The sequence below is a fragment of the Aliivibrio sp. EL58 genome, from assembly GCF_900312675.1.
Taxonomy (GTDB): domain Bacteria; phylum Pseudomonadota; class Gammaproteobacteria; order Enterobacterales; family Vibrionaceae; genus Aliivibrio.
The window spans coordinates 1,047,533-1,063,740 of the sequence record NZ_OMPC01000009.1; the positions used below are offsets into that span (position 1 = coordinate 1,047,533).

General features: G+C 38.6%; 10 protein-coding genes. 2 read left to right on the forward strand and 8 right to left on the reverse strand.

Translation table 11 applies throughout. The features are described from left to right. Positions 1-457: 457 nt before the first annotated feature. The 3 genes from ED622_RS15700 to znuA all read right to left on the reverse strand — a co-directional run bounded on the left by ED622_RS15700 (position 458) and on the right by znuA (position 6,257). Positions 458-3,862 (reverse strand): helix-turn-helix domain-containing protein, encoded by a 3,405-nt coding sequence (locus ED622_RS15700; RefSeq protein ID WP_122035628.1) that lies wholly within the window; start codon positions 3,860-3,862, stop codon positions 458-460. A 164-nt stretch (positions 3,863-4,026) separates the two neighbouring features. Continuing rightward, complete coding sequence (mepM, locus tag ED622_RS15705) at positions 4,027-5,367, reverse strand: murein DD-endopeptidase MepM (protein WP_122036149.1); 1,341 nt, start codon at positions 5,365-5,367, stop codon at positions 4,027-4,029. Then, complete coding sequence (gene znuA / locus ED622_RS15710) at positions 5,364-6,257, reverse strand: zinc ABC transporter substrate-binding protein ZnuA (RefSeq protein ID WP_122035630.1); 894 nt, start codon at positions 6,255-6,257, stop codon at positions 5,364-5,366. The genes mepM and znuA overlap by 4 nt, the downstream gene beginning before the upstream one ends. 88 nt (positions 6,258-6,345) lie before the next feature. Between znuA and znuC the strand changes: the two genes are divergently transcribed. Together znuC and znuB are read left to right on the forward strand one after the other, a co-directional pair. Further along, positions 6,346-7,116 carry a zinc ABC transporter ATP-binding protein ZnuC gene (znuC, locus tag ED622_RS15715; RefSeq protein ID WP_122035632.1) on the forward strand — a complete coding sequence of 257 codons (771 nt, stop codon included), beginning with the start codon at positions 6,346-6,348 and terminating at the stop codon, positions 7,114-7,116. After that, complete coding sequence (gene znuB / locus ED622_RS15720; protein WP_122035633.1) at positions 7,113-7,898, forward strand: zinc ABC transporter permease subunit ZnuB; 786 nt, start codon at positions 7,113-7,115, stop codon at positions 7,896-7,898. The genes znuC and znuB overlap by 4 nt, the downstream gene beginning before the upstream one ends. A gap of 53 nt (positions 7,899-7,951) precedes the next feature. Here the strand turns inward: znuB and ED622_RS15725 are convergent, their stop codons facing one another. The 5 genes from ED622_RS15725 to sucA all read right to left on the reverse strand — a co-directional run bounded on the left by ED622_RS15725 (position 7,952) and on the right by sucA (position 16,119). After that, positions 7,952-9,562, reverse strand: coding sequence for a methyl-accepting chemotaxis protein (locus ED622_RS15725; RefSeq protein ID WP_122035634.1), 1,611 nt, complete (start codon positions 9,560-9,562; stop codon positions 7,952-7,954). Positions 9,563-9,880: 318 nt separating this feature from the next. After that, positions 9,881-10,753 carry a succinate--CoA ligase subunit alpha gene (gene sucD, locus ED622_RS15730; RefSeq protein WP_122035635.1) on the reverse strand — a complete coding sequence of 291 codons (873 nt, stop codon included), beginning with the start codon at positions 10,751-10,753 and terminating at the stop codon, positions 9,881-9,883. Beyond that, positions 10,753-11,919, reverse strand: a complete 1,167-nt coding sequence (sucC, locus tag ED622_RS15735; protein ID WP_122035636.1) for an ADP-forming succinate--CoA ligase subunit beta — start codon at positions 11,917-11,919, stop codon at positions 10,753-10,755. Before sucC ends, sucD begins: the two co-directional genes overlap by 1 nt. Positions 11,920-12,071: 152 nt before the next feature. Further along, a complete protein-coding gene (odhB, locus tag ED622_RS15740; RefSeq protein WP_122035637.1) occupies positions 12,072-13,283 on the reverse strand; it encodes a 2-oxoglutarate dehydrogenase complex dihydrolipoyllysine-residue succinyltransferase in 1,212 nt (403 codons plus the stop codon). 19 nt (positions 13,284-13,302) lie between these two features. Next, on the reverse strand, positions 13,303-16,119 hold the full coding sequence (sucA, locus tag ED622_RS15745) for a 2-oxoglutarate dehydrogenase E1 component (protein WP_122035639.1): 2,817 nt from the start codon (positions 16,117-16,119) through the stop codon (positions 13,303-13,305). Positions 16,120-16,208: the final 89 nt, after the last annotated feature.

Below are 16,208 nucleotides of genomic sequence, written 5' to 3' on the forward strand. Positions count from 1 at the left end.
TACATTTTTCTTGCGCTAAATCAATTTTTGTCAGTAAATTGACAAAAACCCTATAAATGTTCCATTTTAAAGAAAAATAAGTTTCGGGATTACATTAATAATTAACGTCAATTACGTTAAAAACACTTGAACTCAAATGACGTTAAAATAAATAATAAATAAGACAAAACCGACAAGATTAAAATAATAACTTAAAATCAATAGCTTGCACAAAGAAGTAGTAGCTTGTCGCTTTTGTACTAGAGGATTGTCGTTATTTTGATATGTAAAATAAGCGTGGGGACGTATAGTCATTTACATCGAGAGGGAGACCTCTTAATTTTTATTCTAATAGAGGTGATAGGATTACTCTTATTACCTCGGCAGCAAGCGAAGGTATCTTTGATGCCCGCGACGTAGTCCCCCCGGCTACGTCGCGATCTTTTTTCTCATCTATATCTTTCTTAGTTCAATCCCATCACTCTTCATTTTCAGTGACAAATTGTGTTGGAGATAATCCATAATGACGCTTAAATCGTTTACTAAAATAAGATGGGTCATTAAAGCCTGAATCAAATGCCGCATCAGCAACTTTACTCCCTGAAATCAATAACTCACATGCTTTTTCTAGCTTAACTTCAATCAAGTACTCCATAAATGAACGTTGAGTGAACATCTTAAATTTACGCTGAAAGTTTCGTTCAGAAATAAATAATGCTTTTGCTACTGCTCGAGTACCAAACCCAGAATCATGATAATTATCTTCAACTATTTGATAGACACCTATTAGCCACTCCTGTTGTGTGTCTTTCTCAACGGCAGTACTACCTTCTGATTTTATATATTTCGTTTTATCACTCAATATATCGCTGGCAATAGGCCAAGAGAGTGCCAGTTCATTTTCACCAAGTGTGTTTTTTGTGATTTCAAAGTGGCCTCCATTTTGTACTGTTAATTGCTTAACAGAAGAAAGCCCTAAAGCTTGGTTGAGTACTTCTATAACCTCGGTTAAATCTACTCGCTTCAACTCTTCTAATTCATCGACACTAATGCTATCTCCTTCACTCAAGAAGTAAGCGATTACTCTCTGATCATGACAATCAATACGTATTGTCACTTGCTCACCAAACTGGCTTCTTTTTAATAAATTGAAAAGTAAATTATTAAAAATCGCATCAATCAATAATGGCTGAACAAAGACAGAGCAACTCGTTGAATTATCATCTAAATCGAGTTCAACGCCTTTTGTATGATACTCATCTTTCCAACTCTTAACTGCAGCCCTTAATAGCGGTGTAAATACCTGATTGGTTCGATTATTTTTTTGCAACATCACAAAAGGCTCAATATTCGTTAACTGCTTCAATAGCGTTAAGCTGTATTCACATTGATTAGCCAGAAGCAAATTAGTTAATGACCCTCTCTTTTGTAAATTACTTTGGATTTCTCTGATTGGTTGCTCTACTTGTTCTGCCATTTCAGATATTACATGCTGCCTCACTGTAAGTAACTTCTGTAATTGTCGGTTGCTTGATATTAATACCTTACCTTGATTACTCAACTGAAGTGTTTTCCGCTCTACTCGTTTTTTCAATCGCTCATTACTTTTTTTAATCTCTTTTGATCGCCAAAAGTAAATACCAACCACACTAAGCAGAAGAAAACTAAACACTGAAAATATGAACCAAGGAGCGAAAAACCAAGGGACTTCTACATAAAATAAAAACTCGGTGACTTGGCTTGTTCGTTGACCAATATTACGAGGCTTAATTCTTAAGGTGTATTTTCCAGGTTTTAAAGAATCAAAAATAAGTGAGTTGCCATCAATATTTTGCCATGTTGTATCACTAGCACCAACTAACTGGTAGGAAAGAGCCGTGTTTTGAAACTCAGGTAAAACCCCGAATAAAAAAGAGATACTTGCCCCATACGGGATAGGTTCTAAGCGCTTTTTATCAGAACCATAGCTAATGGTAGAATGATCGATATTAATCTGACTAAAAACAACGTGTGGTTTGGTGATTTGATACTCAAGTAATTCTTGTTCATTCGCTAAAAAAAGACCATCTTTACTCACAAACATCATTGTTCCATTAGATGAAATAGAACATAGCCCAGTTAATAGTTCATTATTAATGAGCCCTCTTTGACTACCAAAGTGCTTGGTTAAACGACCTTGGTGAGTATATAAAGAAAGACCTTTACTTGATGACAACCAGACTCCATTGCTGGTAGATAATACACAATGAGGCGTCGTGTATTTTGCAGATAATGGGATGTCTCTTCTCCCTTTATTTTGCTCACTGATCTGCAAACCATAGTTACTTACTATCCATGAATTTCCATATTCAGTATCGACCATATCAAGAATGCTACCAGCACTAACATAGACGTAATCAAATGTCAGGGCGCCGTTTTCGTATCGATACATACCCATATTAGTACCAATAGATAGTTGGCCATTTTTATTTTCATATAAATGAGTAATTTTACTAGAATATTTCTTCTCTAAAACCCAAGAAAAACCCAAGTCCATCAACTGAGTGGTCTTGGTATTATATTTGTATAAACCATCATTACTGGAAAACCATAAAATACCGGAAGAATCCATTAGCAAGTTATCGATATTCTTACTCTTAATTCCCTCAAGCCCCTTTGGCAGGCTAATTTCTTTTGTCTTTCTATCAACTTGATAAACACCAGTTGTCGTCCCAGCCCATACAAAACCTTGTCCATAGCTAAGATCATTTACATGATGTGATATTACTTCATGAATAGTAGATTGTAAGTCCAGCGAATTTATCCAAAATAATCCCGTCGTAGAACTAAACCAGGCATTGTCATCTGGGGTCTGCAAAATAGCGGTTATTTCATTCACATCTAGTCTCCCATTCGCTTCTTTATAGCGAATACGAGAAAATAATCGACTGCCATCAGAGTAATAGCTAACACCATTATCGGTGGCAACCCAAACCCCATTATTCTTATCTTCGAGTAAGGCATAAATTTTATTGCCTTCCAGTGAGTAATCATCTCGAACAATCGATTGAAAGTATTCAAGTTGTTGGCTTGAAAAATTCCATTTATATAAACCATTATCGGTTCCAAACCAAAATGATTCATTTGTCTCAGCAAACGACAATAACGATTTTTTGATTGGTATCTTGCGATCAATCGTTAGCTTCTCTTCAGCTAGCTCTGTTAACCAAATACTGTCATGTGTACCAAGAATGATTTGATCTTTTTCTTCTGAATAAAAAATAGCATCAATGTACTGCCCCAAAAATAACGGGGTATACGTTTCTGTTACCTGATCAAATTCAAATAGTCCTTCTGAAGTTGCCACTAGCCAACGCCTATCAATGTAAATAGCGTCCGTTATTTCTATTTCATTAATAATAGAACTGGTATTCGAATCTACAATATTCGCGCTAATAAACGATTCATCTTCAGGCTCGTAAATGAAAAATTGCTCTCCATCATGCCCCCAAAACACGCCATTACTTTGGTGTAAGCTGCGCTGTTTACTGCCTAATGGTAGCTCAAATTCAATATTGGAACCGGTCTGATTAGACCAACTCTGAATTTTATTCTCTTTGATAAACCAAAACTTATCATCAAGATATGAAATTTCTCTTGGAAGTTGTGTATCTGATTTTTCACCTAAGGTGAGAATATTTTGTCCATCAAATAAATGAATTTGTCCATACACGTCGTACATCCAAACCGCACCATCATCACGCAAAAAAAGCTGCTGAGCTGTTATATACTGACCATCAGTATGAATTGGCATTGGATAGAAAATCGTATTGCTTGCAAAAGAAGAAGTAAAAGTAGAGAAAGAGATAAAAATACTTAGCATAAGTATTCTGAATAAAGACATCTACTCGCCTTGAGATAAAAAATAAAAGGATTCAATATGATAGAAAAAGTCTACCTATATAGCAATGAAGGAAATTCGATTATCAATGTTGGCGAGAGGAAAAAACAAAAGCCCTTTTTATTCAAAAAATAAAAAGGGCTTTAATTGAGGTTAATTAACTATTCTTAAACTTGATCACGTAACGCATCAATGGTTAATTGGGCTTGCTGTTTAAAGTGCGCTCTTTCCGCATTAGCAACAGGGGATGCCTGAGGTAATGGGACTTTCAATGCATTTACTGCACGGCCATTTTTAATTAGCTCATAATGCAAGTGAGGGCCAGTTGAGCGACCAGTATTACCACTTAAGGCAATCTTATCTCCCATTGATACTTTCTGCCCTTTCTTCACTAAAATCTTACTTAAATGAAGATAACGCGTCATGTACTCACGCCCATGTTTGATAATCACATAGTTACCCGCAAGAGGGTGATGTAAAGCTCTCACAACAACACCATCACCTGTGGCGTAAACAGCAGTTCCTACAGGAGCGGCAAAATCGGTTCCGTTATGTGGTGAAATACGCCCTGTTATTGGGTGTTTACGGTACGGATTAAACGGCGAACTAACTCTAAAACGTTGATGTGTTGGGTAACGTTCCAATGCTCGGTTCAAACTGCGTCCTTGAACATCATAATAATGTCCATCGGTATGTTTAAGTAATGTGATTTCTCTATTACCATTTTTATACAATACCGCTTCTACATCACCAGATGACACGGCTTTACCATCAATAAACTCTCTATTGATTTCTACCGCAAATTTATCACCTTTACGCGCTTCTTTGCCAAAATCAAATTTCCACTGTAATTGCTTCGCTAGTATCTGAATTTGACCAGGTGTTAGACCTGCTGCTCGTGCTGAATTATAAAAATTACTGGTCACTCTACCTGCTAGAAATACCGGTTTAATTTCACCTTTCTCTTCTACTTGATCAAAGGTGTACTGGTTTCCATTCCAAGCGTAAACATCAGTGTTTTTAATATTACGATGAATTTTTAACTCAGTTAATTTTCCATCTTCATCCTGTTGCCATTCTAAATCAACACCGACACGCATATTTGCCGCTGATTTATTCACTTCAAGCAGTGAATACATATCAGACATTGGCAATGCATATTGATTAAAAATAGCACCTAATGTCTCACCTGAAGCTACAGTATGAGAATGTAAGATATCTTTTGCGGCTAGTTGTTCATCTAGTTCATCTTTAGGCGCATTAAATTCAGGATCATTAGGTTCAAAAATCGTACCTACTGGTTCACTGTTTTGATCTGCTAATGTTTGAAGATTTTCGCTTGATAAAGAAACCTCATTTCTATTTGAAACAGAAGAGGTACTCTGTAAGCTATGTGTTGGTTTCCAGATAAAAATAGCGCAAGTAAATAGGAATAAAGACAATAGAACAAACTTATGCCTTTTAGATAGCGTACCCAATCTAGTTGCTATAACTTCTTTATATTTTATTGACTTAGACAACGTGATAACTCATTACTGATGGTTGATAAAAATATAAAATAAGCACCCTCTTCATCTGCTTGCTGTATCGCTAAAGGATCTAGTTCACCTTTATGCACCTCAGTACCTCTGGTAATTGTTGTTACAATTGCTGGTTCAAACTGAGGTTCTGCAAAGACACATACTGCTTGCTGATTTAAAAGTGATTTTTTTATCTTAATCAAAGTTTTTGCACCCGGTTTTCTATCCGGACTCACCGTAAAGTGCCCCAAGTTATTCATTCCAAAATAACGTTCAAAATAGCCATATGCATCATGAAATACAAAGTATCCTTTATCTTGCACTGGCTTAAGTTGGTCTGAAATTGTCTTCACTGCCTGTGTTAACTTATTTTCAAACACAGCAAGGTTAGACTGATATTGTTCTTTATTCAATGGATCCTTTTTAATCAGCTGTACGGTTATCTCTTTTGCGACACCTAATGATTCCTTTGGACCTAACCAAAAGTGCGGGTCGGTATTGTGATGATGACCATCGTCTTCACCATGAGCATCATGACCATGTTGATCAAAATGGAAAAAATCAACCGAACTAAACTGGCTAATCGTCACTACATTTTTTTGATCTTCTAATATTTTACTTAAAAAAGGTTCTAAATCATTTCCATACCAAATGATCATGTCTGCTTTTTTGACTTTCTTTATATCTGAAGGGCGTAATGCATAATCATGAGGAGAAGCACTTTGAGGTACAAGATAAGAAGAATCTGATACACCACGTGTTAATTCTTGCACAATTAAGTGAATAGGCTTCACTGAAGACAACACTGTCATCGCTTGGGCTTGAGCCCCTAATAAAGTGCATAAACACAAGGCTATAAATTGAATTTTTTTACTCATGAGCTTCTCTTAAAAAATGTGATGGCGATTGGATTTCTAAAATGTTACATTATAACACTTACTAATTGCAAATGACTCTTATTAAAAAATGACTGCATTACTTACTTTACAAGATGTCTGCGTTGTCTTTGATGGCCGCCATGTTCTTGATAATATCTCATTATCTATCGAACCAAATAAGATCATTACCCTGATCGGCCCTAACGGTGCGGGAAAATCAACTTTAGTGAAGGCTATTCTCGGTTTACAAAAACCTACTAGCGGCCTAATTAAAAGAGAAAAAAAATTACGTATCGGTTATGTACCTCAAAAACTGCACTTAAATGATTCTCTTCCTCTTACTGTTCAAGGTTTTTTAAAACTAGCAGGAAAATACAGTCAGCAAGAGCACCTTGATGCATTAAAGCTAGTCGAGGCTGAACACTTACTTCACTCTAATATGCATAAATTATCTGGTGGAGAGTCACAACGTGTACTACTTGCTAGAGCTTTATTGCAACGCCCTGATTTACTTGTTCTTGATGAACCAGCTCAAGGTGTCGATATTCAAGGACAAATTAGCTTATATGCGTTAATTGAATCTATTCGCCATCGTTTTAATTGTGCTGTGTTTATGGTTTCACATGACCTACACCTTGTAATGGCAAAAACAGATGAAGTAATTTGTCTTCAGCACCATATTTGTTGTTCTGGTGCACCTTCTTCTATCTCTAAACATCCTAAATATATTGCATTATTTGGTCAGCAACGAGATCAACAACTCGCGTTTTATCATCATGACCATCGCCATGACCATGATTTATCTGGTGAGCCAAGTGATGGCTCATGCTGCAATAAAAATAAAAAGGCGTCATCATGATTGAGTTTTTACTTCCAGCTCTTTTAGCTGGATTAGGTATTGCATTACTTGCAGGTCCATTGGGCTCTTTCGTCGTATGGCGAAAGATGGCGTATTTTGGTGATACCCTTGCTCATGCTTCTCTACTTGGCCTATCGCTTGGTTTTTTATTCGATATCAATTTAAATTTAGCCTTGATTGTCTGCTGTGTTGCCATCGCATTATTATTAGTGACATTACAAAAACAACGGTTAGTCGCAACTGATACCTTGCTTGGAATTTTAGCCCATAGCTCCCTATCGTTAGGTTTAGTTGCAGTTAGCTTTCTAGATAATGTTCGAGTTGATTTAATGTCTTATTTGTTTGGTGATTTACTTGCCGTTACTTATGACGACTTAGTGTATATCTATACTGGCGTTATCATTGTTTTAGGCTTGATATACATCGTATGGAGACCACTACTGTCATCAACAATTAGTGAAGAGTTGGCTCAAGTTGAGGGAGTAAATGTAGATTTAATGCGTTTAGTCTTGATGCTAATGGTTGGATTAGTCATTGCTATTTCGATGAAGTTTGTAGGCGCGTTAATCATTACTTCATTACTGATCATTCCTGCGGCAACCGCGAGACGTTTTTCTCGATCGCCAGAGCAAATGGTTTTGCTTTCTTCTATTTTTGGTTGTATTGCTGTTATTGCAGGTTTAGCTCTGTCATGGCATTACGATACTCCAGCAGGCCCTTCTGTAGTTGTTTCTGGTGCTGCTATATTTATGCTATCTCAACTAAAAAAAGCACGTACCTAATTCTATAAAACAAAGCAATACTGCCTATTGCAGTATTGCTTTATCTATAGCATCTAAAGCTTAAATCGACTTACGATCACTGTTAAGTTATCAGCCATCAAACCTAATCTCTCCGACTGCTGTTCAGTTGCATCTACATCTGATGCATTTCCTTTCGCAAAAATATTAATTTCTGCAATTAATTGGTTAACGCTCGATGTTGCGGTTAATTGCTCTTCTGCAGATGCTGAAATTTGGCTATTCATTGTTTGAATGATTGCAACAGACTCAAAAATAGAACTTACTGTATGTTGAGTCTCTACCGTTTTTTCCGCAATTTGATGCGCATCATCCGAATTACTTTGCATCAAGGTTACTGATTTTACGGCTTCATCTTGCAACTCTGCAATCATAGTCGATATTTGCGCGGTACTGTCTTGGGTTCTACTTGCAAGCAATCTCACCTCATCAGCAACAACAGCAAAACCTCTTCCACTCTCTCCCGCTCTTGCTGCTTCAATCGCCGCGTTTAAGGCCAACAAATTAGTTTGGTCTGCAATGCTACGGATCACATCTAGTATGCTGCCTATGTTCTCGGTTTTGACTTGTAGATTCGCAATGACTAATGAAACATCTTTAATATTAACTGCTAATGCCTGCATATCACTATTCATATTCCCAATAGTATTGATGCAATGACTTGAAGTATGATTAACTTCTAAAGCCGAATCAGAAGCCTGAATGGCACTTTTAGTTACTTCATCAACACTAACCACAATTTGATCTGTCGCTACAGCCGCTTGCCCTAATTGATCCATTTGAGCTTTCATACTGATATTCATTGTATGAGCTGACGAAGATAAATGATGAGACGATTCACTTAACTCAAGGGTTAACTTATTAATATCTGTCACTAGTTCTTTAATGTTTTGCGCCATTTCAAGAACACGCCCATAAATACCAATATGACGACTGTTTGTGGCATTTATATGTGTTAAGTCACCACGAGAAATACGATCAATAACATTTAAAATAATCTCAGGATCATTGCCTAGTGTTTTGTTATATTTTCGAACCGCAAAAAACATAACAAGCCCAATAAATACATTAACAATAAAACCAATGGCTAACCCCTCAAGAAGAAAAGCTTTAAAAGTGTCATTTACTTTTTTCTCTTGAACACCACTGCCTAAGTACCAATTCCAATGCTTGGTTTTAACTGCTATAGATTTTACTTCTGTTGTTATGTTCTCGCGAGTTGTAAACCAAGAGTAGGTAATAACTTGCCCTGCTACAGTAAGGTTACTGATAATATGACTTTTTGCTTCAAGACTAACAATGCTTTCAAATGACTGGCCGATAATTTGAGGATCTAAAGGTGCCGCTAAGAAGACTAAATTTTCATCTGTCATCCAAATATATTCATTATCCGAGTATGCGTAACTTTGCATTAACTCACTAGCTAATTTCTTTGCTTTATCTTCATCCAACTCACCTGAAACCACTTTTTGCTCTAGAGTCGCAATCGTATTTTTAGCGTTTGTGAGTAAGTTTTCTAGCCTTGTTACATTGTTTGTTTCTAACGTATACCTAACGTTGTATGCGCCCATAATAATAGACCCAAACATTGCAGCAGAAAAAATCAGATAAATAATGACATACTTAGTTGTAGTATTAAGTTGCATGTGTCTTCTCAAATAAAATAACTATTAATAATTTATACCAATATTAAAATTGGCATTAAGTGCTATTCATTCTTGAGTTTTGTTATACGGACTGAGCAAGTGCTCTGATTAATTTAATAAATCATATACTTACTTAGATAGGTATGAGGCGTATCCTGAGAAAGAAAAGCGCCGAATCTTATCAAAGGATTGATTATTGTTTATACTTTTTTCTCTCACCACATTTGTAAGCAAATATTTCATAAGGTAACAGATACAAAAAAGCCATTCATATTTCTATAAATGGCTTTTGCTTCATTCATGTCTTGGTTTAAATGATTACCAACCAGTCACTTCACGAAGTGCTTTACCGATATCAGCAAGGCTTTTTACTGTTTTAACGCCTGCTTCTTCAAGTGCTGCAAACTTATCTTCAGCCGTACCTTTACCACCAGAAATAATCGCACCGGCATGGCCCATGCGCTTACCAGGAGGAGCAGTAACACCAGCAATGTAAGATACAACTGGTTTTGTAACATTGTGCTTAATAAACTCAGCTGCTTCTTCTTCCGCAGTTCCGCCGATCTCGCCAATCATTACAATTGCTTCTGTTTCTGGATCTTCTTGGAACAGTTTTAAGATATCAATGAAGTTTGAACCAGGAATTGGATCACCACCGATACCAACACACGTTGATTGGCCAAAGCCTTCATCTGTTGTTTGCTTAACTGCTTCATAAGTCAGCGTACCTGAACGAGATACGATACCAACTTTACCTTTCTTATGAATGTGACCAGGCATGATACCAATCTTACATTCATCAGGAGTGATAACACCCGGACAGTTAGGACCAATCATTACTACGCCTTCAGCATCTAGACGAACTTTAACGTCAAGAAGATCAAGTGTTGGAATGCCTTCTGTAATTGTTACGATAAGCTTAATGCCCGCATCGATTGCTTCAAGAATCGCATCTTTACAGAAAGGAGCCGGTACATAAATAACAGAAGCCGTTGCGCCAGTTGCTTCAACAGCATCACGAACCGTGTTAAATACAGGAAGACCAAGGTGAACTTGACCTCCTTTGCCTGGTGATACTCCACCAACCATTTTTGTACCGTAATCAAGAGCTTGTTCAGAATGGAAAGTACCTTGACCACCAGTGAAACCTTGGCAGATAACTTTTGTATCTTTATTAATTAGTACAGACATTATTTGCCCTCCGCAGCAGCAACAACTTTTTCAGCCGCTTCAGTTAATGAAGTAGCAGCAATGATATTTAGGCCACTTTCAGCCAGTTTTTGTGAACCAAGTGGTGCGTTATTACCTTCAAGGCGAACAACAACAGGAACTTCTACACCCACTTCTTCAACAGCACCAATGATGCCATCTGCAATTAGGTCACAACGTACAATACCACCAAAGATGTTTACTAGAACGGCTTTAACATTGCTGTCTGATAGAATAATTTTGAACGCTTCAGTTACTCGCTCTTTTGTCGCACCGCCGCCAACATCAAGGAAGTTAGCAGGTTGGCCACCGTGTAGATTTACGATGTCCATTGTGCCCATAGCAAGACCAGCGCCGTTAACCATACAACCAATGCTACCATCAAGAGCAACGTAGTTTAGTTCCCACTGTGCAGCATGCGCTTCGCGCTCATCTTCTTGAGATGGATCATGCATTTCACGCAGTTTTGGTTGACGGTACATTGCGTTTGAATCAATGTTAATTTTACCATCTAGACATAGAAGATTACCTTCTGCTGTCACAACAAGAGGGTTAATTTCCAGTAGAGCTAAGTCGTACTCAGCAAACATATTGCCAAGACCTAAAAAGATCTTAACAAATTGCTTAATTTGATCGCCTTCAAGACCAAGCTTAAATGCTAATTCACGACCTTGGAAAGCTTGAGGACCTACTAGTGGGTCAATCGCTGCTTGGTGAATTAACTCTGGCGTTTCTTCAGCAATCTTCTCGATATCCACACCACCTTCAGTAGATGCCATGAAAACGATACGACGCGTAGCACGGTCAACAACCGCACCTAAATATAATTCGTTTGCAATATTTGATGCTTCTTCAACCAAAACTTTAGTTACTGGTTGTCCGTTAGCATCCGTTTGGAAAGTCACTAGATTTTTACCTAGCCACTTTTGAGCGAACTCTTTAACGCCTTCTTTTGTATCATGCAGTTCAACACCACCCGCTTTACCACGGCCACCGGCGTGTACTTGACATTTTACTACTTTCTTAGCAGTGCTGATTCGTCCTGCTGCTTCAAAAGCTTCTTGTGCTGTATCGCATGCGTAACCTTCAGGTACAGGAAGGCCATATTCAGCAAACAGTTGCTTTGCTTGATATTCATGTAAGTTCATTATGTTCTATCCATTTTATGTTATTCCCTTTAATGGGAATTTTTAATGTCCTAAGACGCTCTAAGGCATCTTTCTATTTTTATCCAATAATGAAGTTGAATAAGAGGCTGCCGTGAGCATGGCAGCCTTTGTTTATAACTAAAAGTTTACTATTAAACGTCTAGCAGTAAACGAGCAGGATCTTCAAGCAACTCTTTAATCGTTACAAGGAAACCTACCGACTCACGACCATCAATAAGACGGTGATCGTAAGATAATGCAAGGTACATCATTGGTAGAATTTCTACCTTTCCGTCAACCGCCATTGGGCGATCTTGAATTTTATGCATACCTAGAATTGCTGCTTGTGGTGGGTTAATAATTGGGGTCGACATAAGCGAACCAAATACACCACCATTTGTGATAGTAAAGTTACCACCAATCAAATCTTCAACCGCTAACTTTCCGTCACGACCTTTGATTGCAAGCTCTTTGATGCCTTTCTCAATATCAGCAAAGCCAAGTGCATCACAGTCTTTTAGTACTGGAGTTACCAAACCACGCGGTGTAGAGACCGCCATGCTGATATCAAAATAGTTATGATAAACAATATCATCACCATCAATTGATGCGTTAACCTCAGGGTAACGTTTAAGTGCTTCAGTTACTGCTTTCACATAGAAAGACATGAAGCCTAAACGTGTACCGTGACGCTTTTCAAACTGCTCTTGATACTGTTTACGAAGTTCCATGATTGGCTTCATGTTTACTTCATTAAACGTTGTTAGCATTGCTGTGTTGTTTTTCGCTTCTAACAGACGTCTTGCTACTGTTTTACGAAGACGCGTCATTGGTACACGCTTTTGACTGCGATGTGCTAACGCTTCTGCTGGCACTTCCGCTGCTTTTTCTGCTTTTGGTGCCGCTTTTAATGCTGCAATGTGAGCATCAACATCTTCACGAGTAATACGACTACCAACACCAGTACCTTTCACATCAGAAGAAGCAATGTCATGCTCACCCAATAGGCGACGAACAGCAGGACTTAACGCATCATTACTCTCTTCAGATAAAGACGCTGTATGGCGCTTATCTGGAGATGGTTGAGTATCATTTGTTACATCTTTTGTTGGTTCGCCAACAACTGCACCTGGCTTAAGACGCGCAAGTAATTGCTTAGAAAGAACCGTTGCACCATCTTCTTCTAAAATAGCCTCTAGTACACCAGCTTCAGGCGCTGGTACTTCTAGAACCACTTTATCCGTTTCAATGTCTACAAGTATTTCGTCACGCTCAACTGCATCACCAGGTTTTTTATGCCATGTTGCTACAGTAGCGTCTGCTACAGATTCAGGTAAATCTGGAACCAGAATTTCGATTGTCATATCCGTTTTCCTATACTTTCTAGTTCTTATTTAGGGTCAGAGCGTCTTCAACTAACGCTTTTTGTTGTTTCACGTGCACTGACATATAGCCAACTGCCGGAGAGGCAGACGCTGGACGTCCTGCATAATGTAAGATTGCATTATCTGGTAATGCTGAACGGAAGTTATGTTGGCTCGAGTACCAAGCGCCTTGGTTTTGAGGCTCTTCTTGACACCAAACGTAATCTTCAACATTCGTGTATTGTGCAATTGCAGCTTCTACATCTTCTTTCGGGAATGGGTAGAGCTGTTCAATACGAACAATCGCAACATCACTTTGCTCATTAGTGCGGCGTTGCTCTAATAGATCAAAATAAACTTTACCAGAACAAAATACGACACGTTTCACTTGTGCTGGGTCTAAAGCATCAATTTCAGGAATTGCTGGTTGGAAGTTTCCTTCCGCTAATTCTTCTAATGATGAAGTACACAGTGGGTGACGTAATAATGATTTAGGTGACATAACAATCAGCGGACGACGCATTGGACGTACAACTTGACGACGTAACATGTGATACACCTGCGCAGGCGTCGATGGAACCACCACTTGCATGTTTTGTTCTGCACACATTTGTAAAAATCGTTCAAGCCTTGCTGACGAATGCTCAGGACCTTGACCTTCATAACCATGAGGTAGCAACATAGTTAGACCACACATACGGCCCCACTTTTGTTCTCCTGATGAGATAAATTGGTCAATAACTACTTGTGCACAGTTAGCAAAATCACCGAATTGTGCTTCCCAAATAGTTAAACCGCCAGGTTCTGCTGTTGCATAGCCGTATTCAAAAGCAAGCACTGCGGCTTCTGAAAGTACTGAATCATGCACTTCAAATGGGCCTTGTTTATCATGAATATTCGCTAATGGTACGTAAGTACTTGCATCAGATTGATTATGAAGAACAGCATGACGATGGAAGAATGTACCACGACCAGAATCTTGGCCAGTAATACGAATACGCTTACCTTCATCAACCAACGTTGCATACGCTAATGTTTCAGCCATACCCCAATCAATGGCTTTTTCACCAGCAACCATCGAAGTTCGGTCATTACACATTTTATTTACGCGACTGTGCAACTTGTGACTTTCTGGATACTGGCAAACACGTTGGCCAAGCTCGACTAGACGCGCTTTATCAAATTCATTTGCCCATTCCATGTTCCAGTCATGACCAATAAAAGGAGTCCAATCCACATTATGTAGCTGCATTGGTCGCCACTCTTTCACTACAACTTCACCATGATCAAGCGCATCACGGTACTCATTGATCAATTGTGTCGTTATTTCCAGCTCAAGCTCTTGACGGGCAACCAACATATCCGCATAAATTTTACGAGGTGTTGGGTGCTTTTTGATTTTTTGATACATCAAAGGCTGCGTAGCATTTGGTTCATCAGCTTCATTGTGACCATGGCGGCGATAACATACTAAATCAATCACTACATCACGTTTGAATTCATTGCGGTAATCCAAAGCAATACGAGTAACGAAGGCAACCGCTTCTGGATCATCCGCATTTACATGGAAAATTGGAGCCTGAACCATTTTAGCGATATCAGTACAATATTGCGTTGAACGTGTATCTTTTGGATTCGATGTTGTAAAACCAACTTGGTTATTAATAACAATACGAATCGTACCACCCACTTGGAATGCACGAGCCTGAGACATATTGAATGTTTCAGCTACCACACCTTGACCCGCGATTGCAGAATCACCATGAATAGTAATTGGAATAACTTTATCACCAGCTGAGTCATTTAAACGGTCTTGTCGCGCACGAACAGAACCAATAACAACAGGGTTAACAATTTCAAGGTGAGATGGGTTGAATGCAAGGGCTAAATGAACATTACCACCAGGGGTAGCAAAATCTGAAGAGAAGCCTTGGTGGTATTTAACATCACCAGTACCCCATGATTCGCCATGCTTACCTGCAAATTCATCGAATAAGTCTTGTGGTTTTTTACCTAGAACATTAATCAGCATGTTCAAGCGACCACGGTGAGCCATCCCGATAACAACTTCGCGACCACCATTTTCACCAGCACGGCGAATGATTTCTTTTACCATAGGAACCATGGCATCGCCACCTTCCAATGAGAATCGCTTCGCACCTGGGAATTTAGCGCCTAAATAACGCTCTAAGCCTTCGGCAGCCGTTAGCTCTTCAAGGAACGTTAATTTTTCTTGTGCTGTAAAAACAGGATTACCCGCTACAGATTCTAAACGCTGTTGGATCCAACGCTTTTCTTCTGTATTAGTAATATGCATGTATTCCGCACCAACAGAGCCACAATAAGTGCCACGTAATGCGTTATACAGATCAGAAAGTTTCATTGTCTCTTGCCCTGAAGCAAAAGAACCAACGTTAAATGTTTCTGAGAAATCTTCGTCATTCAAATTATGAAAAGAAGGTTCTAATTCAGCAACATATTCATGTTGTTGTAGTGCTAATGGGTCTAAATTTGCATTTTGGTGACCACGAAAACGGTATGCATTAATTAACTGCAATACTCTTACTTGCTTAGCATCTACATCTGGATCATTAACTTGAGCACTAACTTGCTTTGTTTCTTTCGCAAGACGACGGAAATAATCTCGTACAGGGGAATGAGCTTGCTCTGATGCGCCAGTATTTTCGACTGGAAGCGTATCAAAAACTTCTCTCCATTCATCGCTAACGATTTCCGGGTCACTGAGATAGAGTTCATAGAGGTCTTCTACGTACGTTGCATTAGCGCCAGCTAAATGTGAAGACTCAAACCATGCCTTCATCACGCTATTCTGCATTATTTTCCCTTAATCCAGTAGTTTCACGTCTATCCCGGTCTTCTGTGCCGGGCTTATAAACTTCAACTTACTTACTGCCTAATAATATT

What these genes read in the sequence shown, in the direction of transcription:
- odhB (WP_122035637.1), bottom strand. Translation starts at nt 13,283, where the DNA reads ATGACAATCGAAATTCTGGTTCCAGATTTACCTGAATCTGTAGCAGAC.
- ED622_RS15700 (WP_122035628.1), bottom strand. Translation starts at nt 3,862, where the DNA reads ATGTCTTTATTCAGAATACTTATGCTAAGTATTTTTATCTCTTTCTCT.
- znuB (WP_122035633.1), top strand. Translation starts at nt 7,113, where the DNA reads ATGATTGAGTTTTTACTTCCAGCTCTTTTAGCTGGATTAGGTATTGCA.
- znuA (WP_122035630.1), bottom strand. Translation starts at nt 6,257, where the DNA reads ATGAGTAAAAAAATTCAATTTATAGCCTTGTGTTTATGCACTTTATTA.
- sucD (WP_122035635.1), bottom strand. Translation starts at nt 10,753, where the DNA reads ATGTCTGTACTAATTAATAAAGATACAAAAGTTATCTGCCAAGGTTTC.
- ED622_RS15725 (WP_122035634.1), bottom strand. Translation starts at nt 9,562, where the DNA reads ATGCAACTTAATACTACAACTAAGTATGTCATTATTTATCTGATTTTT.
- znuC (WP_122035632.1), top strand. Translation starts at nt 6,346, where the DNA reads ATGACTGCATTACTTACTTTACAAGATGTCTGCGTTGTCTTTGATGGC.
- sucA (WP_122035639.1), bottom strand. Translation starts at nt 16,119, where the DNA reads ATGCAGAATAGCGTGATGAAGGCATGGTTTGAGTCTTCACATTTAGCT.
- sucC (WP_122035636.1), bottom strand. Translation starts at nt 11,919, where the DNA reads ATGAACTTACATGAATATCAAGCAAAGCAACTGTTTGCTGAATATGGC.